At 70.4% G+C, this 26,172-nt stretch carries 20 protein-coding genes; 10 read left to right on the top strand and 10 right to left on the bottom strand.

Annotated elements, in window-relative coordinates:
• Positions 1 to 85 precede the first annotated feature (85 nt).
• The 5 genes from ACFVH5_RS04540 to uvrC all read right to left on the bottom strand — a co-directional run bounded on the left by ACFVH5_RS04540 (position 86) and on the right by uvrC (position 9,017).
• Positions 86 to 3,037, bottom strand: a complete 2,952-nt coding sequence (locus tag ACFVH5_RS04540) for a M14 family zinc carboxypeptidase (RefSeq protein ID WP_385831990.1) — start codon at positions 3,035 to 3,037, stop codon at positions 86 to 88.
• An 817-nt stretch (positions 3,038 to 3,854) separates the two neighbouring features.
• Positions 3,855 to 4,844, bottom strand: a complete 990-nt coding sequence (gene whiA / locus ACFVH5_RS04535; protein ID WP_107017634.1) for a DNA-binding protein WhiA — start codon at positions 4,842 to 4,844, stop codon at positions 3,855 to 3,857.
• Complete coding sequence (gene yvcK / locus ACFVH5_RS04530; RefSeq protein ID WP_384809581.1) at positions 4,835 to 5,950, bottom strand: uridine diphosphate-N-acetylglucosamine-binding protein YvcK; 1,116 nt, start codon at positions 5,948 to 5,950, stop codon at positions 4,835 to 4,837. Before yvcK ends, whiA begins: the two co-directional genes overlap by 10 nt.
• Complete coding sequence (gene rapZ, locus ACFVH5_RS04525; protein ID WP_107017632.1) at positions 5,947 to 6,963, bottom strand: RNase adapter RapZ; 1,017 nt, start codon at positions 6,961 to 6,963, stop codon at positions 5,947 to 5,949. The genes yvcK and rapZ overlap by 4 nt, the downstream gene beginning before the upstream one ends.
• Positions 6,960 to 9,017, bottom strand: coding sequence for an excinuclease ABC subunit UvrC (uvrC, locus tag ACFVH5_RS04520; protein WP_385831987.1), 2,058 nt, complete (start codon positions 9,015 to 9,017; stop codon positions 6,960 to 6,962). The genes rapZ and uvrC overlap by 4 nt, the downstream gene beginning before the upstream one ends.
• Before the next feature lie 413 nt (positions 9,018 to 9,430).
• Here uvrC and ACFVH5_RS04515 point away from each other — a divergent pair, with 413 nt between their 5' ends.
• The 4 genes from ACFVH5_RS04515 (at position 9,431) to ACFVH5_RS04500 (ending at position 13,063) form a co-directional block, all read left to right on the top strand.
• Positions 9,431 to 9,601 (top strand): hypothetical protein, encoded by a 171-nt coding sequence (locus ACFVH5_RS04515; RefSeq protein WP_384809585.1) that lies wholly within the window; start codon positions 9,431 to 9,433, stop codon positions 9,599 to 9,601.
• 433 nt (positions 9,602 to 10,034) lie between these two features.
• On the top strand, positions 10,035 to 10,988 hold the full coding sequence (locus ACFVH5_RS04510) for a hypothetical protein (RefSeq protein ID WP_385831985.1): 954 nt from the start codon (positions 10,035 to 10,037) through the stop codon (positions 10,986 to 10,988).
• Positions 10,989 to 11,111: 123 nt separating this feature from the next.
• On the top strand, positions 11,112 to 12,155 hold the full coding sequence (locus ACFVH5_RS04505) for a LacI family DNA-binding transcriptional regulator (RefSeq protein WP_385831984.1): 1,044 nt from the start codon (positions 11,112 to 11,114) through the stop codon (positions 12,153 to 12,155).
• Positions 12,152 to 13,063 (top strand): carbohydrate kinase, encoded by a 912-nt coding sequence (locus ACFVH5_RS04500; protein WP_385831982.1) that lies wholly within the window; start codon positions 12,152 to 12,154, stop codon positions 13,061 to 13,063. The genes ACFVH5_RS04505 and ACFVH5_RS04500 overlap by 4 nt, the downstream gene beginning before the upstream one ends.
• 287 nt (positions 13,064 to 13,350) lie before the next feature.
• Here ACFVH5_RS04500 and uvrA read toward each other — a convergent pair whose 3' ends face one another.
• The gene (uvrA, locus tag ACFVH5_RS04495; protein ID WP_385831981.1) at positions 13,351 to 16,422 is read right to left on the bottom strand and encodes an excinuclease ABC subunit UvrA; all 3,072 of its coding nucleotides are present in this window, start codon (positions 16,420 to 16,422) and stop codon (positions 13,351 to 13,353) included.
• A gap of 226 nt (positions 16,423 to 16,648) precedes the next feature.
• Between uvrA and ACFVH5_RS04490 the strand changes: the two genes are divergently transcribed.
• The 5 genes from ACFVH5_RS04490 (at position 16,649) to ACFVH5_RS04470 (ending at position 21,041) form a co-directional block, all read left to right on the top strand.
• Positions 16,649 to 17,347, top strand: coding sequence for a maleylpyruvate isomerase family mycothiol-dependent enzyme (locus ACFVH5_RS04490; RefSeq protein ID WP_385831979.1), 699 nt, complete (start codon positions 16,649 to 16,651; stop codon positions 17,345 to 17,347).
• A 10-nt stretch (positions 17,348 to 17,357) separates the two neighbouring features.
• Positions 17,358 to 18,014 carry an MBL fold metallo-hydrolase gene (locus tag ACFVH5_RS04485; protein ID WP_384809597.1) on the top strand — a complete coding sequence of 219 codons (657 nt, stop codon included), beginning with the start codon at positions 17,358 to 17,360 and terminating at the stop codon, positions 18,012 to 18,014.
• A gap of 437 nt (positions 18,015 to 18,451) precedes the next feature.
• Positions 18,452 to 19,327 (top strand): ABC transporter substrate-binding protein, encoded by an 876-nt coding sequence (locus ACFVH5_RS04480; RefSeq protein ID WP_385831978.1) that lies wholly within the window; start codon positions 18,452 to 18,454, stop codon positions 19,325 to 19,327.
• Complete coding sequence (locus ACFVH5_RS04475) at positions 19,324 to 20,238, top strand: amino acid ABC transporter permease (protein WP_385831977.1); 915 nt, start codon at positions 19,324 to 19,326, stop codon at positions 20,236 to 20,238. The genes ACFVH5_RS04480 and ACFVH5_RS04475 overlap by 4 nt, the downstream gene beginning before the upstream one ends.
• A gap of 74 nt (positions 20,239 to 20,312) precedes the next feature.
• A complete protein-coding gene (locus ACFVH5_RS04470) occupies positions 20,313 to 21,041 on the top strand; it encodes an amino acid ABC transporter ATP-binding protein (protein ID WP_385832005.1) in 729 nt (242 codons plus the stop codon).
• 90 nt (positions 21,042 to 21,131) lie between these two features.
• Here the strand turns inward: ACFVH5_RS04470 and aroQ are convergent, their stop codons facing one another.
• Positions 21,132 to 21,605, bottom strand: a complete 474-nt coding sequence (aroQ, locus tag ACFVH5_RS04465) for a type II 3-dehydroquinate dehydratase (RefSeq protein WP_385831976.1) — start codon at positions 21,603 to 21,605, stop codon at positions 21,132 to 21,134.
• Between the two features lie 218 nt (positions 21,606 to 21,823).
• On the opposite strand from aroQ, the gene ACFVH5_RS04460 reads away from it, so the two are divergent.
• Positions 21,824 to 23,095 carry an MFS transporter gene (locus tag ACFVH5_RS04460; RefSeq protein ID WP_384809605.1) on the top strand — a complete coding sequence of 424 codons (1,272 nt, stop codon included), beginning with the start codon at positions 21,824 to 21,826 and terminating at the stop codon, positions 23,093 to 23,095.
• A 169-nt stretch (positions 23,096 to 23,264) separates the two neighbouring features.
• On the opposite strand, the gene ACFVH5_RS04455 is transcribed toward ACFVH5_RS04460, so the two are convergent.
• The 3 genes from ACFVH5_RS04455 to ACFVH5_RS04445 all read right to left on the bottom strand — a co-directional run bounded on the left by ACFVH5_RS04455 (position 23,265) and on the right by ACFVH5_RS04445 (position 25,969).
• Positions 23,265 to 24,365, bottom strand: coding sequence for a calcium:proton antiporter (locus ACFVH5_RS04455; RefSeq protein ID WP_384809607.1), 1,101 nt, complete (start codon positions 24,363 to 24,365; stop codon positions 23,265 to 23,267).
• Between the two features lie 159 nt (positions 24,366 to 24,524).
• Positions 24,525 to 24,827, bottom strand: coding sequence for a hypothetical protein (locus ACFVH5_RS04450; protein ID WP_385831975.1), 303 nt, complete (start codon positions 24,825 to 24,827; stop codon positions 24,525 to 24,527).
• Between the two features lie 128 nt (positions 24,828 to 24,955).
• On the bottom strand, positions 24,956 to 25,969 hold the full coding sequence (locus ACFVH5_RS04445; protein ID WP_385831973.1) for a TerC family protein: 1,014 nt from the start codon (positions 25,967 to 25,969) through the stop codon (positions 24,956 to 24,958).
• Positions 25,970 to 26,172 lie beyond the last annotated feature (203 nt).

Here is a 26,172-nt window from a genome sequence, read left to right as displayed (position 1 = left end):
GAGATGCCCCATACACGGCAGGGCGGTCCGTACCCGCCAGTAGGGGTACGGACCGCCCTCGGGGTCAAGGCCCCGCGGGGCCGTGTCAGCCGCCGATCGCGGCCAGTGCCTTGCCCAGGAGGGCCGTGCGGTCGGCCGCCGCGGTGACGTGCTCCAGGCCGAATCCGAACAGCACGGTGTCACCGGTCGTGACCGCGCCGTACGTCTTGAACAGCTCGCCGGACAGGCCCCAGTCCTGGACGACCGCGGGGCTGCCCGCGGGCGGTCCGGGGACCTTCCAGGCGCCGAGGGAGGTCTCGAAGCCCTCGGTCTCGGTCGCCGTGCCGCCGATCACGACGGAGGCGTTGTCGGCGAGGACCCCGTGTCCGCCGGAGCCCGGGTCGGTGATGTAGCTGATCGACACCTCGACCGTCTTCCCGGCGTACGCGGACAGGTCGAACTCGACCTGCTGCCAGCCCGCGGAGGCCCCGGTGAAGCTGTTCCAGGAGCCGCTGGTGCCGGTCGGGGTGCACGCGGTCGCGCCCCGGGTCAGGTAGCGCGTGAGGGCGGGGTGTCCCTGGATGAAGAACCCGGCCTCGCACTCGGCGGGAACGGCCGTACTGGTGGCGCCGCCCTTGTCGGGGAGCGTGGTCCAGTCGTCTGCCCCGGCCGTGTGCGCTTCGAGCACCGCGTGGTCGTAGCCCTCCTCGGTGTCCCACAGGAGCTGGGTGCGCAGCGCGGGCGTCTGGGCCGCGCTCACCCCGGTGAGGTCGATGGTGCGGGTGAGCCGGTTCCAGGCGTAGTCGGTGTGCGTGACGGCCGCCATGGACGCGCCTTCGTAGGGCCCGTACGGGTTGACGGTGCCCGGGTATCCGCCGCCGCCCTCGCTGGCGAACTGCGGGAACCGGTCGACCGGCAGGGTGTCCGAGGTGACGCTGTAGGCGCCCGCCGCGTTCAGCGGATTGCCGGGCGTGTCGCCGAGCGGTCCCCCGGTGCCCGCGAGCTTCCCCGCGCCGGTGAAGGCGGTGGCGCCCGGAGTCGTCGTACGGGAGTAGGCGCCCAGGTAGTACTGGCTGAAGTCGTTCGTCAGGGCGCCCGGCAGCGCGACCTGGCCGCCCGCCTGCTCGCCCGCCTCGATGAGCTTGCCGCCCTCGTTGAGGTAGGCGCGCAGCTGCAACTGGGTGGTGTAACCGGGCCGGTCGGCGCCGGTGTAGTGGACGACGCTCCTGAAGTGGCTCAGAATCCCGAGCGCGTCGGGCGCGCCCTGGGTGGTGACGTCCCAGACGACGGACGTGCGGCCGTTGGCCTGCAGCGCGTCGACGTAGGTCTGCGCCTTCGTCGCGGCGACGCCCTCCTCGGCGATCACCAGCGTGCCGGCGCGCGGCCGTTCGGCGACGGTGTACGTGAAGTGCGTGCTGGAGGTGGGCTTTCCGGCGCGGGTCTCGCCGCTGAACCAGACCTCGACCTTGTCGCCCGGTGCCCCGTCGCGGACCTTCGCGCGGTACTCGTCGAAGTACAGGTTGTCGTCGCCGCCGTAGGTCTCGCCGCCCTTCCAGGCCTTGAGCGACTGGGCCTTCGTACGCCCGTTGTTGACGCGGTACTTCAGTTCCTTGTCGCGTACGGACCTGCGGGCGACCACGGAGACTTCCTGGTCGGCGCCGCGGGAGTACGACGTGGCGAAGGGGGCCGGGGTGAAGTCGGGGGCGTCGATGCCGACGGAGGACTTCGGCTGGTCGGGCTTGGCCGCCGACTCGGCGACGGAGAGCGCGAACGGGATGTTCTTGACGAACTCTTCCTGGATCAGCTTCTCGTCGTCCGGGAAGGTGAAGACCGACGCGCAGTCCGCGGCGTTCCAGGCGTCGTCCGGGTAGAGGTTCGACACGGTCTGGCAGGTCGACATCTCAGGGGTGAACATCGCCGTGCCGTTGACGTTGGACGCGTGTCCGTCGGCTTCGCCGTTGGTCGTGTAGAGCTCGGAGGACACCTGCGGGCGGTAGCCGGGGATCGCCGAGTTCTCCGGGGTGCCGGCGAGGGACTTGTAGAGCACGTCGTCGGGGCTCGGGGTCGCCACCTGCCAGCCGACTCCGTAGAGGAGCAGTTCGGCGGCGGAGTGGTAGTTGATGCCGTAGTCGAAGCCGATGCGCTTCTCGAAGGCGTCGATCGCCTTGGTCTCGGGCTCGGACCCGGCGCTCGCGCCGCGGTAGGTCTGGCTGGTCGGATACGGCGAGGACCCCTCGTCGTCGTAACCCCACTTGTAGGCGAAGTTGCGGTTGAGGTCGACGCCGTCGCCGACGGTCAGTGCACCGTCGCCGTTGACGTCACGCAGGTTCTTGCGCCACTGCCGGTCACCCTCCGGCTTGAACGTCCAGTCGTAGCCGTCCGGGTTGGCGGACAGCACGAACCACAGCTCGGTGGAGTCCACGAGCTTGGTGATGCGCTGGTCCTTGCCGTAGTTGTCCAGGTAGTGGTGGAGCAGGCGCCGGGTCATCTCGGGCGTGATCCACTCACGGGCGTGCTGGTTGGACATGTACAGCACGGAGGGCTTGGCGCCGTCCTTGGTCTTCTTGGCGCCCTTGGAGAGCTTCAGGGCCAGGATGTCCTGCCCCTGGAGGGTCTTGCCGATGGAGACGACCTTCGTCAGGTTCGGGTTCTGCTGTCCCGTCCTGACGATCTCCTCCTTGAGGTTCCCGGCGCCGCTGTACGGCCGGAAGACGCCGTCCCCCGCGGCGGCCACGCGGGCGCGTGCCTTGACCGAGAGCTTGTGCTCGGCGAGGTCGACGCCCTTGTCCTCCAACTCGTCGGCCTGCTTGTCGGTCAGGTAGACCTCGACACTGGCCGTGCCCTTCTGCGGTACGCGTTCGCTCAGCTCGTGGCCGTCCTGGCCGGCCGCGAGGAGCAGGGGTACCTGCTCCTTCGTGACGTCGGCGCGGAACACCTTGACCTCGTCCGCGCCCGGGCCGGCCGCGGCGCCGGGTTCCGCCTGCGCCATGGGTGCGGCGACCACTCCGCCGAGCAGGAGTGCGCCGGCAGCGAGGATCGATCTCGCTCTTCGTCTCATGAGCCCCCCCTTGCGGTAGTCCGCCACTGCGGCGAACAGATGCCAGGCTTATGACAGTTCATGGTCAAGTCAATAGCGCGACACGCTCCACGCGGGGTGACGCGGTTGCCCCAAATGGGGGTGGGTGGGGGGTAGTTGGGGGTGAGGGGGGGGTGGGGGTGGGGGTGGGTTGTCGGGGGCGGGTGGTACGGGGTTGCCCGCGCCGTTCCCCGCGCCCCTGGGGTGGCTGGGGGTTGGGGTGGAGGGCCATGTGCGGGTCGCACTCGGTTGCCCGCGCCGTTCCTCGCGCCCCTTAGGTGGGCGGGGCTCAGGTGCGCTGCCGAGCGCGGGCGGAGTCGGGGCACCCACGGGTGGAGGGGCATGTGCGGGCCACAGGGAGTTGCTCGCGCCGTTCCTCGCGCCCCTTGGGTGGGCGGGGGCTCGCGTGTGCCTGCGTCCCTGGGTGGGGCGGGGATCGGGTGAGGTGAATGGCCGGGTTGGGGTCGTTGGTCCCGGCGGGGGCGAGCCATCGTGATCGGGGCCGGCCCCGGCCCACCCAGGGGCGCGGGGAACTGCGCGCTCAGCCCGGAACGGCCGAAGCCCGACGACCCACACGCACCCCCACCCACCCCAGGGGCGCGAGGAACTGCGCGAGCAACCCACATCGACCGACGGCCGACCGAAAACCCGAACCCCCGCTCACCTCAGGGGCGCGGGGAACGGCGCGCTCAGCCCAGTACAGCCGAAAGCCGACCACACACTCCAACCCCCACCCCCAGGGGCGCGGGGAACGGCGCAACCAGCAACCACCAGCCCGACAGCCGACAGCCCTCAGAGGTCAACCCACCAAGTTGTCGGCCATCTCTTCACTCAGCGTGGACTCCGTCCCAGGAATCCCAAGATCCTGCGCCCTCTTGTCGGCCATGGCGAGCAGTCGCCGAATACGCCCCGCCACAGCGTCCTTGGTAAGCGGCGGCTCGGCGAGAGCCCCCAGCTCCTCAAGCGACGCCTGCTTGTGCTCCATCCGCAACCGCCCAGCGGCAGCGAGATGCTCGGGAACCTCGTCCGCGAGGATCTCCAGAGCCCGCTGCACCCGCGCCCCCGCGGCCACCGCCGCCCGAGCCGACCGCCGAAGATTCGCGTCGTCGAAGTTGGCGAGACGATTCGCCGTGGCGCGAACCTCACGCCGCATCCGCCGCTCCTCCCACGCCAGCACAGACTCGTGCGCCCCGAGCCGCGTCAGCAGCGCCCCGATGGCGTCCCCGTCCCGTACGACGACCCGGTCCACACCGCGCACCTCACGCGCCTTCGCCGCGATCGACAGCCGCCGGGCCGCCCCGACCAGCGCGAGCGCCGCCTCCGGCCCCGGGCAGGTCACCTCCAGCGAGGACGAACGCCCGGGCTCGGTGAGCGAGCCGTGTGCCAGGAAGGCCCCGCGCCAGGCCGCCTCGGCGTCACAGGTGGCCCCCGAGACCACCTGTGGCGGCAGGCCCCGGATCGGGCGCCCACGGCCGTCCACGAGCCCGGTCTGGCGGGCCAGCTGGTCACCGCCCGCGACCACCCGGACGACGTAACGCGAACCGCGGCGCAACCCGCCCGGCGCCATCACGATCAGCTCGGAACTGTGGCCGAAAATCTCAAGAATGTCCCGCTTCAACCGGCGCGCCGCCATCGCGGTGTCCAGCTCCGCCTCGATCACGATCCGGCCGCTCACCAGGTGAAGGCCGCCCGCGAACCGCAGGATGGCGGAGACCTCCGCCTTTCTGCAGCAGGTCCGGGTGACGGGAAGCCGGGAGATCTCATCCTTCACCGCTGCCGTCATCGCCATGGGCCGATCCTTCCATGCATCCGAAAAATACGGTCGTACGCGGCGGCCAACAGCTCCGGATCGTGCCTCGGAGTCCCGTCGGTCCTGGCCACCGGCGCCAGCTCGACCGCCGCGCCGAACCGCTTGGCGGCATCGGCGAGTATCTCGCGGTCGGGCACGGCGGCCTCGTCGGCCAACACCACGTCCAGGGCGAGTTTAGGGGCGTGTCGTCCCAAAACCTCCAAATGACGCTGCGGGGAGAAGCCTTCTGTTTCTCCGGGCTGCGGAGCGAGGTTCAGCGGGAGGACCCGGCGCGCCTTCGTCTCGGTGAGGGCGTCGAGCAGTTCGGGCACGAGCAGATGGGGGATCACGGAGGAGAACCAGGAGCCGGGACCGAGGACCACCCAGTCGGCGTCGAGGACCGCGGCGACGGCCTCGGGGACCGCCGGCGGGTCGTGCGGCACGAGGTGCACGGACTGCACCTCGCCGGGGGTGAGCGCCACGGTCGCCTGGCCCCGTACGGTGTCGACGTCCTCGGGCCGGTCCGGGTCGTGGCCCTTGACGAGCGCCTGGAGCTCCAGGGGTACGGCGGACATGGGCAGGACCCGCCCGTGCGCGCCGAGCAGCCTGCCGACCAGGTCGAGCGCCTGGACGTGGTCGCCAAGCTGTTCCCACAGGGCGACGATCAGCAGATTGCCGACCGCGTGCTCGTGCAGTTCGCCCTGGGACTGGAAGCGGTGCTGGATGACCCGGGCCCAGGTCTGGCCCCATTCGTCGTCGCCGCACAGCGCGGCCAGCGCCTTGCGCAGGTCACCGGGTGGCAGCACGCCCAGCTCGTCGCGCAAACGGCCACTGGAGCCGCCGTCGTCCGCGACCGTGACGACGGCGGTGAGGTCTCCGGTGATGCGGCGCAGGGCGGCGAGCGAGGCGGACAGGCCCATGCCCCCGCCCAGCGCGACGACCTTGGGCTGGGCGCCGCGGCGCCGCGGCTTCGCGCCGCGGGCCTCGGCGGGTTTGGCGGGCTTGGCACCGCGGGCGTCGACGGGCCTGCCGCCGGGCCCGTCGATACCGCGCCCGTCGATACCACCTCGCCGCAGCCGGTCCAGCCGCAGAGAACGTCGTGTCATTCGCGGCCCATGTCCCGGTGGACGACGACCGTCTCCACTCCCTCGGACACCAGGCGGGCCGCGAGCTTCTCCGACATGGCGACGGAGCGGTGCTTGCCGCCGGTGCAGCCGACCGCGATGGTCACGTAGCGCTTGCCCTCGCGGCGGTAGCCCGTCCGGATGAGCTGCAGCAGCTCGGCGTACCGGTCCAGGAACTCCTTGGCGCCGGGCTGGTTGAAGACGTACCCGGCCACCTCCTCGTTGAGGCCGGTGTACTGGCGCAGCTCCGGGACCCAGTGCGGGTTGGGCAGGAACCGCATGTCCACGACCAGGTCGGCGTCGACCGGCAGGCCGTACTTGAAGCCGAAGGACATGACAGTGGCCCGCAGCTCGGGCTCCTCCTCCCCGGCGAACTGGGCGTCCATCTTGGCGCGCAGCTCGTGCACGTTCAGGCTGGAGGTGTCGATCACCAGGTCGGCGTCGCCGCGCAGCTCGCGCAGCAGTTCGCGTTCGGCGGCGATGCCGTCGACGATGCGGCCGTCGCCCTGGAGCGGGTGCGGCCGGCGCACTCCCTCGAAGCGGCGCACCAGGGCGTCGTCCGAGGACTCCAGGAAGACGATCCGCCGGGTGACGTGCTTGGTCTCCAGGTCGGCGAGGGATTCGCGCAGGTTGTCGAAGAAGCGGCGGCCTCGGACGTCGACGACGACCGCGATGCGTGCCACGTTCCCCTGCGAGCGCGCGCCGAGCTCCACCATGGTGGGGATCAGTGCGGGCGGCAGGTTGTCGACGACGAACCAGCCGAGGTCCTCCAGACACTTGGCGGCGGTGGACCGGCCCGCGCCCGACATCCCGGAGATGATCACCAGCTCCGGGATGGCCGCCTCGGCGACGCCTGCCTTGTCGATGGTCGTGCCCGTGTTCACTTCCGCTCCGTCTTCGTGTTCCGCCGCGTCCGTCCGTTCCGGCGCGTCGGCTCCGCCGACCATGTCGGGTGCCGCCGTGCGCCGCGGTTCTTCCTGCTCGTTCTCGGTCATCTTTCCTGCCCCCGTCGCTCGTCCGAGGCGCCCGCGGACACGGGCTCCTCTGCGACACCCGCCGTCGTTTCGGGTGCCGCGTCCTCCACGTGATCCTCGTCTTCCATGATCTCTCCAGTCGCGGTGTTCACGGCGGGAGCCACCGGGGCCGCCTGAGCGAAGGCCACGGCGATCGACTCGGCCGTCTTACGGCCTATGCCGGGAACCTCGCAGATCTGGTCGATTGTCGCGGATCGCAGCTTTTTCACCGAACCGAAATGCTTGATCAATGCCTGCTTGCGCGTCTCACCGAGCCCCGCCACGTCGTCGAGCGGGCTCGCCCTGAAGCGCCGGGCCCGCTTGGTGCGCTGGTAGGTGATCGCGAAGCGGTGCGCCTCGTCGCGCACACGCTGAAGAAGATAGAGCCCTTCACTGGTACGTGGCAGTACCACCGGGTCGTCGTCGCCGGGCAGCCAGACCTCTTCGAGGCGCTTGGCGAGGCCGCAGACGGCGATGTCGTCGATGCCCAGCTCGTCCAGGGCCCGCTGGGCCGCCGCGACCTGCGGCTTGCCGCCGTCGACGACGACCAGCTGCGGCGGGTACGCGAAACGCTTGGGCCGCCCGTCCTCCTCGGTGAGACTCGTCGCCTCCTCGTCGGCCCACTCGCCGGTCTTCTCCTTCTCGCCGAGGTACCGCCTGAAGCGGCGGGTGATCACCTCGTGCATGGAGCGGACGTCGTCCTGGCCCTCGAAGCTCTTGATCTGGAAGCGGCGGTACTCGCTCTTGCGGCTCAGCCCGTCCTCGAAGACGACCATCGACGCCACGACGTCGTCGCCCTGGAGATGCGAGATGTCGTAGCACTCGACCCGCAGGGGGGCGCTGTCCAGGCCGAGGGCCTCGGCGATCTCCTCCAGCGCGCGGGAGCGGGTCGTCAGGTCGGAGGCGCGCTTGGTCTTGTGGAGGGCGAGCGAATGCAGGGCGTTGCGCTCGACCGTCTCCATGAGGGCCTTCTTGTCGCCGCGCTGCGGGATCCGCAGCGACACGTTCGACCCGCGCCGCTCGGTGAGCCACTCCTGGACGGGCTCCACGGGGTCGGGCAGCGCCGGGACGAGTACCTCCTTCGGTACGGAGTCGCCGGTCTCCTCCCCGTACAGCTGCTGGAGCGCGTGCTCGACCAGGTCGCCCGTGGTGACCGCCTCGACCTTGTCGGTGACCCAGCCGCGCTGGCCGCGCACCCGCCCGCCGCGTACGTGGAAGATCTGCACGGCGGCTTCCAGCTCGTCCTCGGCCAGTGCGATCAGGTCGGCGTCCGTCGCGTCGGCGAGCACGACGGCGCTCTTCTCCATGGCCTTCTTCAGGGCCCCGATGTCGTCGCGCAGCCGGCCGGCCCGCTCGTACTCCATGTCCTCGGCGGCGTCCGTCATCTGCCGCTCCAGACGGCGGATGTACGTGCCCGTGCGGCCGGTCATGAAGTCGCTGAACTCCTCGGCGAGTTCACGGTGCTCCTCGGGCGAGACCCGTCCGACGCAGGGGGCGGAGCACTTTCCGATGTAGCCCAGCAGACAGGGGCGGCCCGTCCGCTCGGCGTTCTTGAACACGCCCGCGGAGCACGTCCGGACGGGGAAGACGCGCAGCAGCAGGTCCACGGTGTCGCGGATCGCCCACGCGTGCCCGTAGGGACCGAAGTAGCGCACGCCCTTCTTCTTCTGGCCGCGCATCACCTGCACGCGCGGAAAACGCTCGTTCATGGTGACCGCGAGGTAGGGGTAACTCTTGTCGTCGCGGTACTTCACATTGAACCGGGGGTCGTACTCCTTGATCCAGGAGTACTCCAGCTGGAGCGCCTCGACCTCCGTGGACACCACGGTCCACTCCACCGACGCGGCCGTGGTGACCATCGTGCGCGTACGCGGGTGGAGGTTGGAGAGGTCCTGGAAGTAGCTGGCCAGGCGCTGGCGCAGGCTCTTCGCCTTCCCGACGTAGATCACCCGGCGGTGCTCGTCGCGGAATCTGTAGACCCCTGGCGAGTCGGGGATCTGTCCCGGCTTGGGGCGGTAGCTGGAGGGGTCGGCCATGTCTCACACCCTACTGGCGGGGTGTGACAGCGCGACGGCCCGCCGTCCCCCGGCCGGGCCCGATCCGGACCGCCCCCGGGCTCCGGTCCGGCCCAGGTCCGCCGCCGGAGGCCGCCCGGCACGCACCGATCAGCGCGTCACGGCCGGCCCGCCGGCGCCCTTCCCGCCCCCTCGACCGGCCGATGCCGCACCCGCCCGGGGGCACACCGTCGCGGCCCTCGCCCAACACCCCTTCGGACGTGGACGGTTACGGCTGGCTGGAGGTGGGCAATTGAGGTGGACCGGAACCTGTTTCGGGGGCTGGCCGTGACGACACGAAGACAATTCGGGGCAATGCTCTTAGCAATGCAGATGCAGGTGGATCCACCGCCCCGGACAAGGGCGTCGGGTCGATGACCGAAGGGCTGCGGAAGATGCGACAGACACGGATCGAGAAGACACGGCGGTCGGTCCGGGTCCGCCCGTACCAGGACGAGGAGCAGTTCGGCGACAGCCTGCTGTCCGGCCTCGACCCCCGCGACCCCGACATCGTGCGCGCCAAGCGCCTGCGGTCGACGCAGCCCGCCGGGGACGCCCGCCCCTGAGCCGGACGGCCACCCCGCCGTCCCGAAGCACGAAGGCAGCCCGGAGCGCACGCGTGCCACCGGGTCCAGGACGCACTCGCGTCGGACCCCCACCGCCCGCGCTCCGGGCCGCCGCATGTCCGGGCAAGGACTCGCGGCCCGCCTCCTGAGGGCGCCTCGCCGTGGCCGCCCGTGATCCCCGCCGGCCGTGAGCCACCGCTCGGCCCGGCGCCCGCCCGGCCTCCGCACGTACGCGCCCGAAAGCGCCGGTGACGGCGAAGTTGCGCATCAGGTGTTGTCCGGGCCTGGTCAACAGGCTTCAATGCGGGATTACTTGGGCCGGGAGCCACGGCGTACGCATGTGCCCATCCCCCGTACGCCGACCGGGGCGGCCCCTCCAGCAGTGCGAACGGCCCGACCAGCCGTTGTGAGCTACAAAAAGAAGGGCCCCTGCATGCGGCACGGCACACAGGACGCGGACGTGGACGTCGTCTCGGCGGAACTGGACACGGCGCTGCGGACCGGCCCCTTCCATATCGCGCTGCGCGCCGCGATCACCGCTCGCGGACTGCCGCTGCAGCGCGTACAGCACCATCTGACGCGGTACGGGGTCAAGGTCGGCGTGACGAGCCTGAGCTACTGGCAGCAGGGCGCCCGGCGTCCCCAGCGGGCCGAGTCCCTGCGGGCGGTACGCGCTCTGGAGGAGATACTCCAGCTGCCGGACGAGTCGCTGATCCGCCTGCTCACGGCGGCCGACGAGCACGCCTCCGCGGAACGCCCCTCGGCCCGCTCGTACCGCTCGCTGGTCGAGGCCTCCGGAGCCCTGGAGAAGCTGCTGGCCGAACTCGACTCACCGCTCGACGGCGGGCTGCTCGCCATCGGCCAGCACGAACGGGTACGGATCGGCGCCCGCCGCGAGCTGGTGGGGCGCGACTCCCAGCACATCGTGCGCGCCCACAAGGACGGCGTCGACCGCTATGTGGCCGTCCACCACGGCGACCCCGGCTGCGTCCCGGACCGCATGACCGTGCACGCCCTGGAGAACTGCCGCACGGGACGCGTGCTCTGGCACCACGAGACCGGCCTGCTCGTGGCCGAGCTCCTCTTCGACACGCTGTTGCGGGCGGGCGACACCTTCCTGTTCCGCTACGGCGTCGAGGACGGCACGGCGGGCGCGTCCGGCGAGTACGTCCGCGGGTTCGGCTTCTCCGGCGGGCAGTACGCCCTTGAGGTGCGGTTCTCCGAGGGGACACTGCCCGTGCGCTGCCACCGCTTCGCCCAGCACTCGGCGGCGGCACCCCGCAGCGGCTGCCGGGAACTGCCCCTGAGCGGTCACCACCGCTCGGTCCACATGGTCGAGCAGCGGGTGCGGTCGGGGATCGTGGGGATCGGGTGGGACTGGGAGTGAGCGCCCCCTCCCCCTTCGACGCGTAAACGCTTGCGTAAGCGTTTACGCGACCTGTCGAATGGGGTACTTTCGCGGGCGGGCCGCCGGTTCCGGGGCCTCCGGAGAAGGTACTGAGGAGACGGCATGGCGACGATGGCCGACGTGGCCCGGCACGCGGGCGTGTCCGTCGCGACGGTCTCGCACGTGCTCAACGACACGCGGCCCGTGCTCCCGCACACGCGCCAAGCCGTCCTCGACGCCATCGAGACACTCGGCTACACCCCGAACGGCCTGGCCAGATCCCTGGTCACCGCACGCACCCGGTCCATCGGGCTCGCGGTGTCGGCGATCAGCAACCCCTACTTCACGGAGATCCTCCAGGGTGTGGAGGCGAGCGCTCTGGAGCACGGCTACAGCCTGTTGATCGCGGATCCGCACGACGACCCGGTCCACGAACGCAAGGTGGTCCAGCTGCTGCACGAGCGGCGCGTGGACGGCATGATCGTCGCGCCCTCCGCGGAGCCTCAGGACCTGATCGGCTACCTCGGACGGCACGGCGTACCGACGGTGTTCCTGGACCGGCTGGTCGACGACGTCCCGGCGCCCGGCTTCACGTTCGACCAGGTGTCCGCGGAGAACACCGAGCCCGTCACCCACCTGGTCACCCACCTCGCCGAACTGGGTCACCGGAGGATCGGCCTGGTCGCAGGCCTCGCGGGCCTCAGCACGACGAACGAGCGCATCACCGGCTACCGGCTCGGCCTGGCCGGCGCGGGCCTCCCCTACGAGGAACGGCTCGTCATCCCCGGCAACTCGGAGGCGGCGGGCGCCGAGCACGCGACCGAGGCCCTGCTGTCCCTCCCGGCACCGCCGACGGCGCTGATCACCGCCAACAACGCGATGACCATCGGCGCGCTGCGGGCCGTCCGCGCGCGGGGTGTGTCCGTGCCCGGCGATCTGGCCCTGTGCTGCTTCGACGACTTCTCCTGGGCGGACCTCTTCTCGCCCCGGCTCACCGCGATCTCCCAGCCCAGCAAGGAGATCGGCGTCCAGGCCGTACGGCTGCTGCTGGAACGGCTGGACTCCCCCGGCCGGCCCGCCCGTACGGTCCGGCTGCCCTCCGCCTTCATCCACCGCACCTCGTGCGGGTGCCCCGAGAGCTGCCCCGAGAAAGGAACCGACTCGTGATCGTCGTCGCCGGTGAGGCCCTGATCGACCTGGTGCCCAGTGAGTCGGGCGCGCTCGCCGCACTCGCCCCGCGCCGCGGCGGCGGCCCGTACAACACCGCGGTCGCGCTGGGCCGGCTCGGCTCCGGCACCGCCTTCTGCTCCCGGATCTCGACCGACGCCTTCGGTGAGGCCCTGGTCGGGGGGCTGCGTGAGGCGGGCGTCGACGTGTCGTCCGTGCAGCGGGGCGCCGAACCCACGACCCTGGCCGTCGCGTCCATCGCCGCGGACGGCTCGGCCGCGTACTCCTTCTATGTCGAGGGCACCGCGGACCGGTTGTTCTCGGCGCCCGACCGACTCCCCGACGGAACGCGAGCGGTGTCCTTCGGTACCTGCTCGCTCGTCCTGGAGCCGGGTGCGAGCGCGTACGAGGAGCTGATGCGGAGCGCGTCCGCCCAAGGGGTGTTCACCACGCTGGATCCGAACATCCGCGCGGGACTCATCCCGGACCCGGACGCCTATCGGGCCCGGTTCAAGAGCTGGCTGCCCTCGGTGTCGCTGCTCAAGCTGTCCGAGGAGGACGCCCGCTGGCTGGGCGGCACCCCGCGCGAGTGGCTGGCCTCCGGCCCCTCGGCCGTCGTGATCACCCGGGGCGGCGACGGGCTGACCGCCTTCACCCGCGACGGCGGCGAGTACTCCGTGCCGGGCGAACCGGTCGACGTGGTGGACACGATCGGCGCGGGCGACACGGTGAACGCGGCGCTGCTGCACGGCCTCGCCGCCCGCGACGCGCTGTCCGACGCGGGACTGGCGGGCCTGGGGGCCGACGGCTGGGGCGAGCTGCTGCGTTTCGCCGCCAAGGCCGCGGCGATCACCTGCTCCCGAGCAGGCGCGGAACCGCCGTACGCCCATGAGCTGGACACTTTCTGAGCGACGTCGAGTGGCGTCCCGAGGGGCTGAGGAACGGCGCGAGCGCCCCGGAAGGGGCGCGGGGAACTGCGCGATCAGCCACGACGTGCCCGCGGGTACAAGACGGCCTGACCCGGCACCCCCTTGGCTCTGAGGCCTGAGCCCTGAGGCCGAACACCCGCCACGGTTCCGCAACGCGCCGCGCCTCACGGACTTTCCCGTGGGGCGCGGCGCGTTGCGGTGACACCGCAGCTGACGCTGACGACGTACAGGACCACACGGCCCTGAAGCCGGACCGGCTACCCGGTTCAGGCCTTGCGGGCCCGGACCGTCTTCTTCGCCGGGGTCGCCTTCTTGACGGCAGCCGTCTTCTTGGCGGCCGTCCCGTTGGCCCCCTTGGCCACGGTGGTCTTGGCCGTCGCGGCCTTCGTCGTCGTGGTCTTGGCCGTCGCCGTCTTCCGGGTCGTCGCCGTGGCCGCCACGGCCTTCTTGGCGGTCGCCTTGCGCACGGGCTTCGCCTGCGAGGCCTCGCTGACCCGCTCGGCGCCCAGGACCTCCTGCAGGAACTTGCCCGTGTGGCTGGTCGACACCCCGGCCACCTCCTCGGGCGTGCCCTCGGCGACGACGATGCCGCCGCCCGCACCACCCTCGGGACCCATGTCGACGACCCAGTCGGCGGTCTTGATCACATCGAGGTTGTGCTCGATGACGATGACCGTGTTGCCCTTCTCGACCAGGCCGGACAGCACGACGAGCAGCTTGCTGATGTCCTCGAAGTGCAGACCGGTGGTCGGCTCGTCGAGGACGTACACCGTGCGCCCGGTGGACCTCTTCTGGAGTTCACTGGCGAGCTTCACGCGCTGCGCCTCGCCGCCGGACAGGGTCGTCGCGGACTGGCCGAGCCGGACATAGCCGAGGCCGACGTCGTTGAGCGTCCTGAGGTGGCGGGAGATCCCCGGCACCGCCTCGAAGAAGTTCATGGCTTCCTCGATCGGCATGTTCAGGACGTCGGCGATGGACTTGCCCTTGTAGTGGACGTCCAGGGTCTCCCGGTTGTAGCGCGCACCGTGGCAGACCTCGCACGGGACGTACACGTCCGGCAGGAAGTTCATCTCGATCTTGATCGTGCCGTCGCCCGAGCAGTTCTCGCAGCGGCCGCCCTTGACGTTGAAGGAGAAGCGGCCGGGCAGATAACCGCGGACCTTCGCCTCGGTGGTCTCGGCGAACAGCTTGCGGACGTGGTCGAAGACACCGGTGTACGTCGCCGGGTTCGACCGGGGGGTACGGCCGATGGGCGACTGGTCGACGTGCACGACCTTGTCGACGAGGTCGTCGCCCTCCACGCGCGTGTGGCGGCCGGGAACGCTCCTCGCGCCGTTCAGCTCGCGGGCCAGGTGCGTGTACAGGATGTCGTTGACCAGCGTCGACTTGCCGGAGCCGGAGACACCGGTGACGGCCGTGAGGATGCCCAGCGGGAACGACACGTCGATGTCCCGGAGGTTGTTCTCGCGGGCTCCGTGCACCGTGAGCTGCCGGGAGGGGTCGCGCGGGCGCCGGACGTCGGGCAGCGGGATGGCCTTCTTGCCGGACAGGTACTGACCGGTCTGGGACTCCTCGTTGGCGAGGAGTTCCTTCAGGGAACCGCTGTGCACGACGTGGCCGCCGTGCTCGCCCGCGCCGGGGCCGATGTCGACGATCCAGTCGGCGACCTTGATGGTGTCCTCGTCGTGCTCGACGACGATGAGGGTGTTGCCCATGTCGCGCAGCCGGACCAGCGTCTCGATGAGGCGGTGGTTGTCCCGCTGGTGCAGTCCGATGGAGGGCTCGTCGAGGACGTACAGGACGCCCACGAGGCCGGAGCCGATCTGGGTGGCCAGCCGGATGCGCTGGGCCTCACCGCCCGAGAGGGTGCCCGCGGCGCGGTTCAGCGACAGGTAGTCGAGGCCGACGTCGACCAGGAACCGCAGCCGTTCGTTGACCTCCTTCAGCACGCGCTCGGCGATCTTCTTGTCGCGTGCGTCGAGCCTCAGCTTGCCCAGGAAGTCCGCGCAGTCGCTGATGGACATGGCGGAGACCTCGGCGATGGACTTCTCCATGACCGTGACCGCGAGGACGACCGGCTTGAGGCGCGTGCCCTCACAGGTGGGACAGGGCACCTCGCGCATGTAGCCCTCGAAGCGCTCGCGGCTCGTGTCGCTCTCGGCCTCGCTGTGCCGGCGCTTCACGAAGGGGACGGCACCTTCGAAGGGCGTGGTGTACACGCGCTCCCTGCCGTACCGGTTGCGGTAGCGGACTTCGATCTGCGTCTTGTGCCCGTACAGGAGGGCCTTCTTGGCGCGCTGCGGGAGACCGGCGAAGGGGATGTCGGTCCGGAATCCCAGCGCGTCCGCGAGGGCTCCGATCAGGCGGGCGAAGTAGTCCTTGGTGTGTCCGTGCGACCAGGGGTGGATGGCGCCTTCGTCGAGCGACTTGTCCTCGTCCGGGACGATCAGCTCGGCGTCGACCTCCATGCGCGTGCCGATGCCCGAGCACTCCGGGCAGGCGCCGAAGGGCGAGTTGAAGGAGAAGGAGCGGGGCTCCATCTCCTCGAAGGACAGGTCGTCGTACGCGCAGTACAGGTGCTCCGAGTACATGCGCTCGCGCTCGGGGTCGTCGGCCGGGAGGTCGACGAAGTCGAGCACGACCATGCCGCCGGAGAGGCCGAGCGCGGTCTCCACGGAGTCGGTCAGGCGGCGCTTGGCGCCCTCCTTGACGGTGAGGCGGTCGACGACCACCTCGATGGTGTGCTTCTCCTGCTTCTTCAGCGTGGGCGGCTCGGTGAGCTGGATCGTCTCGCCGTCGACCCGGGCCCTGCTGTATCCCTTGGTCTGGAGGTCGGCGAAGAGGTCGACGAACTCACCCTTGCGCTCGCGCACCAGCGGCGAGAGCACCTGGAAACGGCTGCCCTGCGGAAGCTCCAGGACCTTGTCGACGATGGCCTGCGGCGACTGGCGCGAGATGGGACGGCCGCACTCGGGACAGTGCGGCTTGCCGATGCGCGCGAAGAGCAGACGCAGGTAGTCGTAGACCTCGGTGATGGTGCCGACCGTCGAGCGCGGATTGCGCGAGGTCGACTTCTGGTCGATGGAGACGGCCGGGGAGAGACCCTCGATGAAGTCCACGTCCGGCTTGTCCATCTGACCGAGGAACTGCCGGGCGTACGAGGACAGGGACTCCACGTAGCGCCGCTGTCCCTCGGCGAAGATCGTGTCGAAGGCCAGCGAGGACTTGCCCGACCCCGACAGGCCCGTGAAGACGATGAGCGAGTCGCGCGGAAGGTCGAGCGAGACATTCTTCAGGTTGTGCTCGCGCGCTCCACGGACGATGAGACGGTCGGCCACGCCGGGTCCGCACCTTTCTAGAGAGAAGTGACAGGGCCGAGGCCCCACGTCTTTTCTCAGACTAGGGGGAGCCACTGACAACGCCGGTTCGGTTCGCCTCGATGAGAACGATCCCGGACTTCCAAGAATGCCCGGCGCCGCTCCCGACCTTATAGCACGCACATTCGATTTGCGGACGTCGTCCACCACCTTCACCCGAACGTGTGGCGGAGCTATCGTCGGACCCATGAACGATCATGTGCGCGACCTGGCGTCTGTACGTGACGCGTCCGAACGGCTGCACACCGCAGTCGCCGCCCTGGACAACGCCGATGTGACCGAACCGTCACGGCTGCCCGGCTGGAGCCGTGGACATGTCCTGGCCCATCTCGCCCGCAACGCGGACGCCCTGGTGAACGTCCTTGAGGGCCGGCCGATGTATTCCTCCGGGCAGGCACGGGACGCCGACATCGAGCGGGACGCCCCTCGCCCCCTGAAGGCGCAGCTCGTCGACCTGCGCGACAGCTCGGCCCGCTTCCAGGAGACCGGGGCCGCGCCCGCCGACTGGTCACGGACCGTGGAGCTGCGCAACGGGGTCACCGACTCGGCGGCCCGGGTGCCGTTCCGGCGGTGGGTCGAGGTCGAACTGCACCACGTGGACCTGGGCATCGGATACGAGCTGGAGGACCTGCCGGACGAGTTCACGGAGCGGGAGATCGCCTTCCTCGCGGACCGCTTCGCCGGGCATCCCGAGGTCCCCTCCACGCGTGTCACCGACGGCACGCGCGCGTGGAGCACGGGGCGCGACTCCAAGGACGCAGGGGATGCCCCCGAGGTCACCGTGACCGGTCCCGCACCCGCCCTGCTCGGCTGGCTCGCGGGACGCCGCGAGGGGTCGGCTCTGCGCACGGAGGGCGGACCTCTTCCCGTACTGCCCCCGCTATAGGCTGAGCGGCATGACGTACAGCGGAGCGGTGAGGGTCGGCGGCCCTGCGGATGTGCACGAGCTGCAAGGCCTGATGATCTCCAAGGTCGCGGTCGGCCCGATGGACAACAACGCCTATGTGCTGCGCTGTCGGGCCACTGACGAGCAGTTGCTGATCGATGCGGCGAACGACGCAGGCACCCTGCTCACCCTGATCGGCGCCGACGGAATCGCCTCCGTGGTGACCACGCATCAGCACGGCGACCACTGGCAGGCCCTCGCCGAGGTCGTGGAGGCCACGGGCGCGCGTACGTACGCGGGACGGGACGACGTCGACGGCATCCCCGTCCCGACGGACGTACCGGTCGGGGACGGCGACACGATCCGATTCGGACACGTGGAGCTGACCGCCCGTCACCTGGTGGGCCACACCCCCGGCTCGATCGCCCTGGTCTACGACGACCCGCACGGCCACCCTCATGTGTTCACGGGGGACTGTCTCTTCCCGGGTGGTGTGGGCAACACACGTAAGGATCCGAAGGCCTTCGCCAGTCTGATCCACGATGTCGAGACGAAGATCTTCGGCACGCTGCCGGACGAGACCTGGGTGTACCCGGGCCACGGCAGCGACACGTCACTGGGTGCTGAGCGGCCCCACCTGCCGGAGTGGCGCGCACGGGGCTGGTAGACGACCCGCACCACGAGCCCCGAAGGGGCGCGGGGAACTGCGCGTCGGCCCGGGCCGACGGTCAGATCACCACGCGACCCCAGCGCGACAGTGGGGCTCGCGGCAGCGGCTCACGCGCCCCGTGTGAACCGAGCGCTCACACCGGCGCCCTGCGCGCGCTCCCCGCACACGAGAGCGCGCTGTCCACTGGGAGCAGTTCCGCACAGGACGACGGCTCCTGCGTCGGACGGGTCGCCGGCCCTTCGTTCCCCGCCCTCGGCCGGGGGCCCCGCCCGGCAGCGGTGGCCGACGTCCGGCGGCCACCGCCCCGGGCGCCGAACACGCGAAACGCCTCCGATGTCACCCCAGTTCACAGCATTGCAACACCCGTTCCCACTATGCGGACGGTTGCCGCCGTGACCTCGACAGCCGGGCCCGCGCCCTGCCACTCTCCCGCCATGCATCCTGCTCGAAGCACCCTGCGCGGGGCTCTCACCACCACCGCCGTCGCTCTGTTCGCCGTCGCCGTCGGCTGTACGCCGCAGTCCGAGGACAGGGCCGCCGACACGTCCTCCCCCGCGTCGTGCGCCGAGGGCGACCTGGCCACCGAGGTCTCCGGGAAGCTGACGATCGCGACGGACGAGCCCGCGTACGAGCCGTGGTTCAAGGACGGCAGGCCGGCGAGCGGCAAGGGCTTCGAGTCGGCCGCCGCGTACGCCGTCGCGAAGCAGCTCGGCTACGACAAGGGCGACGTCGTCTGGCAGAGCGTGCCCTTCAACAAGGCCTTCGCGCCCGGTGAGAAGACCTTCGACTTCGACATCAACCAGGTGTCGATCAGCGACGAACGCAAGAAGGCCGTAGATTTCTCGTCCGGCTACTACGACGTACGCCAGGCGGTCGTCGCACTGAAGGGCTCCAAGGCCGCCGGCGCGAAGAGCGTCGCCGACCTGAAGGACGTCAAACTGGGCGCTCAGGTCGGCACCACCAGCCTCGACTACATCGACGGCGTGGTGAAGCCGACGGAGGATCCGGCCGCGTACGCGAAGAACGACCAGGCCAAGTCCGCGCTGAAGAACGGGCAGGTGGACGCCATCGTGGTCGACCTGCCGACCGCGTTCTACATCACCGCGGCCGAGGTCACGGACGCGAGGATCGTCGGGCAGTTCGAGAACCAGGGTGGCGCGCCGGAGCAGTTCGGGCTCGTGCTGGACAAGGGCAGTGCGCTCACGTCGTGCGTGACCGACGCCGTGGACGCCCTGCGCGAGGACGGTTCCCTCGCCGCCATCGAGAAGCAGTGGCTGTCCGACGCGGTGGACGCGCCGGTGCTCAAGTGACCTTCGTGGAGGAGGAGTCGGGCGGGGATACCGGCGGGGATCCTGCCGAGGGGGACACGCACGATCCGTACGTCCCCTCGCGGCGGCGGATCGAGCGGGAACGCCACAAGCGCTCCCGTGCCCGGCGCGCGACCGCGATCGCCGCGCTCTCCACCCTGGTGACCGGCGTCGTCCTCTACCTCGTCGTCGTCAACGCGCCCGGCTGGCCGCGCACCAAGGAGACGTTCTTCAGCGCGCGGTACGCGCGCGAGGCGTTCCCCAAGGTCCTCGAAGGGCTGTGGCTGAACGTCCGGCTGCTCCTGGTGTGCGGCGTGGCGGTCCCCGTCCTCGGCATGCTGATCGCCGTCGCCCGCACCCTGCGCGGCCCGGTGTTCTTCCCGCTGCGGGCGCTGGCCGCCGCGTACACCGACTTCTTCCGTGGTCTTCCGCTGATCATCAATCTGATGATCGTGGTCCTGGGCGTGCCCGCGCTGCGGTTGCAGGGCATCACGGTGGATCCGGTGCTGCTGGGCGGCACGGCGCTCACCCTGACGTACTCCGCGTATGTCGCCGAGGTGTTCCGCGCGGGCATCGAGTCGGTCCACCCCTCGCAGCGGGCCGCGGCACGCTCGCTCGGGCTGAGCAACCGTCAGGCACTGCGGTACGTGGTCCTCCCCCAGGCCGTACGCCGTCAGGTGCCGCCGCTCCTCAACGACCTGGTGTCCCTGCAGAAGGACACCGGGCTCGTCTCGATCGGCGGCGCGGTCGACGCCGTGCGTGCCGCGGACATCATCGTGGGCCGCAGTCTCAACTACACGCCGTACATCGTCGCGGGACTCGTCTTCGTCGCGCTGACCATTCCGATGACCCGTTTCACGGACTGGGTCACGGCGCGGATGGACCGCCGGCGCGCACAGGGAGGAACGATATGAGCGGGACGACCGGCGGGGAGATCGGCGGGACGGCCACGGAACCCGCCGCACCGGTGCCGCGTCCCGTGCTGCGTATGGAGGCCGTCCGCAAGACCTTCGGCGGTTCGGTCGTGCTGCGTGACGTCGACCTGGAGGTCGCTCCGCACACGGTGACGGCGCTGATCGGGGCCTCCGGCTCCGGCAAGTCCACGCTGCTGCGCTGCGCGAACCTCCTGGAGGAGATCGACGACGGCGCCATCTGGCTGGACGACGAGGAGATCACCGACCCACGGGCCGACCAGGACGCCGTGCGCCGCCGTATCGGCGTGGTCTTCCAGGCGTACAACCTGTTCCCGCACATGACCGTCCTGGAGAACATCACGCTCGCCCCTCGGCGCGTGCACGGCACGGGGCGGGCGGAGGCCGAGGCGCGCGCCCGTGAGCTGCTCGACCGGCTGGGGCTGGGCGCCAAGGCCGGCGAGTACCCGGACCGGCTGAGCGGCGGCCAGCAGCAGCGGGCCGCGATCGTCCGCGCCCTGGCCGTACGCCCCCGGCTGCTGCTCCTCGACGAGGTCACGGCCGCACTGGACCCGGAGCTGGTGGGTGAAGTCCTGAACGTCGTCCGGGACTTGAAGGAGGACGGCATGACCATGGTGCTGGCCACGCACGAGATGGGCTTCGCCCGGGATGTCGCAGACCAGGTCTGTTTCCTCGACGGCGGGGTCGTGCTGGAGCGCGGCACGGCCGAGGAGGTCTTCGGCGAGCCACGGGAGGAGCGCACCCGGCGCTTTCTGCGCCGGATCGTGGAGGCGGGACGGCTCTGAACGGTCATGTCCCGATGGTGGCACCCGCCACTGACATCGGCCGGTGTCCGTCGCGGCGGCCGACGCCCGGCGACCGCCCGTGCGCGGCCGTCAGGCCTCCGCCCGCCCCGTTCCCGCCAGCGCCGCGACCCGCTCCACCCCGAACACGTACCCCTGCACTCCGCAGCCCGCGATGACACCGTCGGCGCGGAGGGAGACGTACGAGTGATGCCGGAATGCCTCGCGCTGATGGATGTTGGAGATGTGGACCTCCAACACGGGCAGGCCGTCACAGGTGTTGAGGGCGTCCAGGATCGCCACGGAGGTGTGCGAGTAGGCGCCCGGATTGATCACGATGCCGCAGTGGCCGAGGCGTGCCTCGTGGATCCAGTCGACCAGTTCGCCCTCGTGGTTGGACTGCCGGAAGTCGACCGTCCCGCCGTGGCCGGCCGCCGCCTTGGCGCACAGCGCCTCGACGTCGGCGAGGGTGTCGGAACCGTAGATCTCCGGCTGCCGCTGGCCCAGGAGGTTCAGGTTGGGGCCGTTGAGAATCATGATGGGGGCGCTGGCCAGGGTGCGGGGCACGGTTCCTCCGGTCCGATCGGGTGGGTCGGCCCGTTCAGGACCGCTGCTCGGACCCGGTCTATCACGGTGGGTGGACACCGGAACCGGCCCCCTGGGGTGCCCGGCGCGTGACGGTGGCGCGCCGAGGCCGCCCGGGCCCCCGCGCGCCCCCGTAACTCATGGTGACCGTGGGTAGTTGACGCGGCATGCACCGTGCACGCACAGTAAACCCCCCTTCCATGCTGCGCCTCGCGGCCGCGGCACTCGCCGGGACGGCCATCGAGTTCTACGACTTCTTCATCTACGGGACGGCGGCGGCGCTCGTCCTCGGCCCGCTGTTCTTCCCGACGTTCTCGCCGCTGGCGGGGACCCTGGCGGCTTTCGGAACCTTCGGTGTCGGGTTCGTGGCTCGGCCTCTCGGCTCGGTCCTGTTCGGGCACATCGGGGACCGGCACGGCCGACGGCCCGTGCTCGTCGCCTCGCTGCTGCTGACCGGCGCCTCCACCGTCGCGGTCGGCTGCGTTCCGACGTACGCCTCCATCGGTACGGCCGCTCCCGTGCTGCTCCTTGTGCTGCGTTTCCTGCAGGGACTCGGGCTCGGCGGGGAGTGGGGCGGGGCGGTGCTGCTGACCGCCGAGCACGCGCCCCCCGACCGTCGCGGACTGTGGTCGAGCTTCCCCCAGATCGGACCGGCACTGGGGTTCGTCCTCGCCAACGGTGTGGTGCTGGCCTTGTCGGCGACGCTCTCCGACGCGCAGTTCGCGGCCTGGGGCTGGCGGGTGCCGTTCTGGGCGGCGGGCGTGCTCGCGGCGGCCGGACTGTGGCTGCGCTCCTCGCTCGCCGAGAGCCCCAGGTTCCTCGAAATGCAGGACCACGCGCGCGTGCCGCTCGTCGAGGTGGTCCGCGGCCACTGGCGCCTCGTACTGCTGACGGCCGGGGCGCTCTCCGTGGGATACGCGCTGTTCTACGCGGTGACGACCTGGTCCCTCGCCTACGCGACCGAACGGCTCGGGGTGAGCCGTACCGTCATGCTGGCCATCATCATGGCGGCCGTCGTGGTGAAGGGTGCGCTCACTCCCCTGGTGGCCGTTCTGAGCGACCGCTACGGGCGGCGGCCCCTGTGCCTGGCCGGCTGCGCGGGCGCCGCCGTGTGGATGTTCCCGATGATCGCGCTGCTGTCGACGGGCGAACCGCTGCTGATGTTCCTCGGCTTCCTGGTGGCCCTGATCGCGTTCGTGACGATGTTCGCCGTGATCGCCGCGTACCTGCCGGAGTTGTACGAGCCACGGGTGCGCTGCACGGGCGCGGCGGTGGGCTACAACCTGGGCGGGGTGCTCGGGGGCGCGCTCACCCCGATCGTGGCGACCGCGATCGCCGACCAGAGCGGGCGGGTCCCGTGGGGCGTGGCCGCCTATCTGACGGGCATCGCGCTGCTCAGCCTCGGCTGCTTCGCGCTGCTCCCGGAGACACGGTTCGTGAAGGTGGCGGCGGTGGAACCGGCGACCACCTGAGCGGCGTCGACGTGGGAACGTAAACGCTTGCGCAAGCGTTTACGCGGGCTGGTTTCGCGGACCCTGCCGCCGGAGCGCGTACGCCGCTCCCGGCCCCGCCTGCGGGCTCCGGGCTCCGACCGACCTCCGCCCTCCGGGCTCCCGGCTCCCGGCTCCCGGCTCCCGGCTCCTACGGATTGATCGCGAGTTCCAGGTACGCCGCGAACAGCACCAGGTGGACTCCGCCCTGAAGCGGGGTCGCCCGGCCGGGGACCACCGTGAGCGAACTGACCACCACGGTCAGCGCGAGCAGCACCATATGGGTCGAGCCCAGGCCGAGGACGAGGGGACCGGAGAGCCAGATGGACGCGATCGCCACGGCCGGGATGGTCAGGCCGATGCTCGCCATCGCCGAGCCGAGGGCGAGGTTCAGACTGGTCTGCACCCGGTCGCGTCGGGCGGAACGCAGTGCGGCGATCGTCTCGGGGAGCAGGACGAGCAGAGCGATGATCACGCCGACCACGGAGTGCGGCATCCCGGCCGCCTCCACCCCGGACTCGATGGTGGGCGAGACGCCCTTGGCGAGGCCGACCACGCCGACGAGCGCCAGACCGAGGAAGCCCAGGCTGATCAGGGCGGTCCTGGAGGGCGGGGTCTCGGCGTGGTCGTCCGCGTCGATGACCTCTCCCTGCCGGGTGATCGGCAGGAAGTAGTCGCGGTGCCGCACCGTCTGCGTGGCCACGAACATGCCGTACAGGACGAGCGAGGAGAGGGCGGCGAAGGTGAGCTGGGCCGTGGAGAACTCCGGTCCCGGCTTGCTGGTGGTGAAGGTCGGCAGCACCAGGCTGAGCGTCGCCAGGGTCGCGACGGTCGCCAGGGCGGCGCCGGTGCCTTCGGCGTTGAAGACGGCCAGACCGTGCCGCAGGGAGGCGACGAGGAGGCTCAGGCCGAAGATGCCGTTGCAGGTGATCATGACGGCCGCGAAAACGGTGTCCCGGGCCAGTGTGGCGCTCTTGTCCCCGCCGTCCGCCATGAGGGTGACGATCAGCGCCACCTCGATGATGGTGACGGCGACGGCGAGGACCAGTGAGCCGAAGGGCTCCCCGACCCGGTGAGCGACCACCTCGGCGTGGTGGACCGCGGCCAGCACGGCGCCGGCCAGCACCAGCGTCACCAGGGCCACGACCGCGCCGGGCAGGCCACGTCCCCAGGTGAGGGCCAGCAGGACGATCGCGATCACGGGCACGACGGCCGTCCACTGCGTCACGAGTGACCGAAGCCGAGCGATCATGCAGCGATCGTCGCAGCCTCACGCGAGCCCCGCACTCCGACGGCAGGCGGCCCCGGCCGCAGTCGCGTCCGCACCCGCGGTTGCGGCCGGGCGTCGGAGCCGTGCCCGTGACCCTCGCCGCCGCGGGCGCCCCTGCTGCCCCAGTTGCTGGTTCAGTCGCTACTTCATCTCGGACGACTCGCGTACGTCGCAGTCGGTGAACCGGGGCGGCCGGCTGCACAGCTCCGCCATGCGCTCCGCCATCCTGGTCGTCCCGCGGTCCTCGCTGTTGCGCATCGCCTCGTCGAACGACTCGAACTCAAGGACCACGAGGTAGCGGTTCGGGGTGTTCCGGTCCTGCAGGACCATGCGGTGCGTGGGGCCGCCGCTGCGCCCGGCCGAGCCCTTCTCGGCCTCCCGGATCAGCTCCCGCATCTCGTCGATGCGCTCGGTCTCGAAGTCGATGATCTGCGCGAACTTCATGGGTACCTCCACTCGGCCGGGCGCCCCCGGGCCGGGGACCGCTCAGCACACAAGCAAGCACCGGGAACGGTCGTCGGCAATTCGCCGAGCGTCGCTCCCGGTGCTGGTTGTTTCTACGTCCGACGCGGTCAGACGTCGATGCTGTCCTTCTGAGTCCCTTCGCCCTTCTGGGGCCCTTCGGCCTGCTGCGCCTCCGCGGCCTCCTGCTTCTTGGAGGCCATGAGGCTGGTGATCGTGGTGATCACGAGGACACCGCAGATCACGCCGAGGGAGACGGGGATGGAGATCTCCGGGACATGGACGCCGGACTCGTGCAGCGCGTGCAGCACCAGCTTGACGCCGATGAATCCGAGGATGACCGACAGACCGTAGCTGAGGTGGACCAGCTTCCTGAGCAGTCCGCCGATGAGGAAGTACAGCTGTCGCAGACCCATGAGCGCGAACGCGTTGGCCGTGAACACGATGTACGGGTCCTGTGTCAGGCCGAAGATCGCGGGGATCGAGTCGAGTGCGAAGAGCACGTCGGTGGTGCCGATGGCGAGCATCACGACCAGCATCGGGGTCATGACCCGCTTGCCGTTCTGCTGGATCCACAGCTTGGTGCCGTGGTAGCGGTCGGCGACACCGAAGCGGCGCTCGACTGCCTTGAGCAGGCGGTTCTCCTCGAACTCCTCGTCCTCGTCGTCGGCGCGGGCTTCCTGGATCAGCTTCCACGCGGTGTAGATGAGGAACGCGCCGAAGATGTAGAAGACCCAGGCGAAGCTCGCCAGGATCGCGGCACCCGCGGCGATGAAGATCGCGCGCAGGACGAGGGCGATGAGCACACCGATCAGCAGCACACGCTGCTGGTACTGCGTGGGCACCGCGAACTTCGCCATGATCAGAACGAAGACGAAGAGGTTGTCGACGCTCAGCGACTTCTCGGTGATGAACCCGGCGAAGAACTCACCGGCGGGCTGGCCGCCGGAGAAGAGCAGCAGTCCGAGTCCGAACAGCGCGGCCAGGACGATCCAGACGACCGTCCAGATCCCGGCTTCCTTGATGGAAACGTCGTGCGGTTTGCGGCCGATGAAGAAATCGACCGCGATGAGGGCCGCTAGGCCCACGATCGTCAGGACCCAAAGGGTCACGGAAACATCCACTGCGCCTCCGGCAGTTCGTAACGGCAAATGTCAGCGTCGTCGCTGCTGGAGGTCTCTTCCACCCGATGTGTCCGGGGCGCGTGATGCGCCCGGGGTTATCCGGGCCGACGCCCCGGGATCCGGCCGGATCCGTATTGACGGGTACGTCGCAGTAGGTAGGGAGTACTCCCCTCCGCACTCATGACAGTACCCCAACCACCAAG

The organism is Streptomyces sp. NPDC127119, from assembly GCF_042677425.1.
Taxonomy (GTDB): Bacteria; Actinomycetota; Actinomycetes; order Streptomycetales; family Streptomycetaceae; genus Streptomyces.
Note: the sequence above shows the minus strand (reverse complement) of the source record. Positions and strands in the feature narration are given on the sequence as shown.

What these genes read in the sequence shown, in the direction of transcription:
- ACFVH5_RS04485 (WP_384809597.1), top strand. Translation starts at nt 17,358, where the DNA reads ATGACGTACAGCGGAGCGGTGAGGGTCGGCGGCCCTGCGGATGTGCAC.
- whiA (WP_107017634.1), bottom strand. Translation starts at nt 4,844, where the DNA reads ATGGCGATGACGGCAGCGGTGAAGGATGAGATCTCCCGGCTTCCCGTC.
- ACFVH5_RS04505 (WP_385831984.1), top strand. Translation starts at nt 11,112, where the DNA reads ATGGCGACGATGGCCGACGTGGCCCGGCACGCGGGCGTGTCCGTCGCG.
- ACFVH5_RS04450 (WP_385831975.1), bottom strand. Translation starts at nt 24,827, where the DNA reads ATGAAGTTCGCGCAGATCATCGACTTCGAGACCGAGCGCATCGACGAG.
- ACFVH5_RS04540 (WP_385831990.1), bottom strand. Translation starts at nt 3,037, where the DNA reads ATGAGACGAAGAGCGAGATCGATCCTCGCTGCCGGCGCACTCCTGCTC.
- ACFVH5_RS04490 (WP_385831979.1), top strand. Translation starts at nt 16,649, where the DNA reads ATGAACGATCATGTGCGCGACCTGGCGTCTGTACGTGACGCGTCCGAA.
- rapZ (WP_107017632.1), bottom strand. Translation starts at nt 6,963, where the DNA reads ATGACCGAGAACGAGCAGGAAGAACCGCGGCGCACGGCGGCACCCGAC.
- ACFVH5_RS04510 (WP_385831985.1), top strand. Translation starts at nt 10,035, where the DNA reads ATGCGGCACGGCACACAGGACGCGGACGTGGACGTCGTCTCGGCGGAA.
- ACFVH5_RS04470 (WP_385832005.1), top strand. Translation starts at nt 20,313, where the DNA reads ATGGAGGCCGTCCGCAAGACCTTCGGCGGTTCGGTCGTGCTGCGTGAC.
- ACFVH5_RS04515 (WP_384809585.1), top strand. Translation starts at nt 9,431, where the DNA reads ATGCGACAGACACGGATCGAGAAGACACGGCGGTCGGTCCGGGTCCGC.
- yvcK (WP_384809581.1), bottom strand. Translation starts at nt 5,950, where the DNA reads ATGACACGACGTTCTCTGCGGCTGGACCGGCTGCGGCGAGGTGGTATC.
- ACFVH5_RS04480 (WP_385831978.1), top strand. Translation starts at nt 18,452, where the DNA reads ATGCATCCTGCTCGAAGCACCCTGCGCGGGGCTCTCACCACCACCGCC.
- ACFVH5_RS04455 (WP_384809607.1), bottom strand. Translation starts at nt 24,365, where the DNA reads ATGATCGCTCGGCTTCGGTCACTCGTGACGCAGTGGACGGCCGTCGTG.
- uvrC (WP_385831987.1), bottom strand. Translation starts at nt 9,017, where the DNA reads ATGGCCGACCCCTCCAGCTACCGCCCCAAGCCGGGACAGATCCCCGAC.
- ACFVH5_RS04460 (WP_384809605.1), top strand. Translation starts at nt 21,824, where the DNA reads ATGCTGCGCCTCGCGGCCGCGGCACTCGCCGGGACGGCCATCGAGTTC.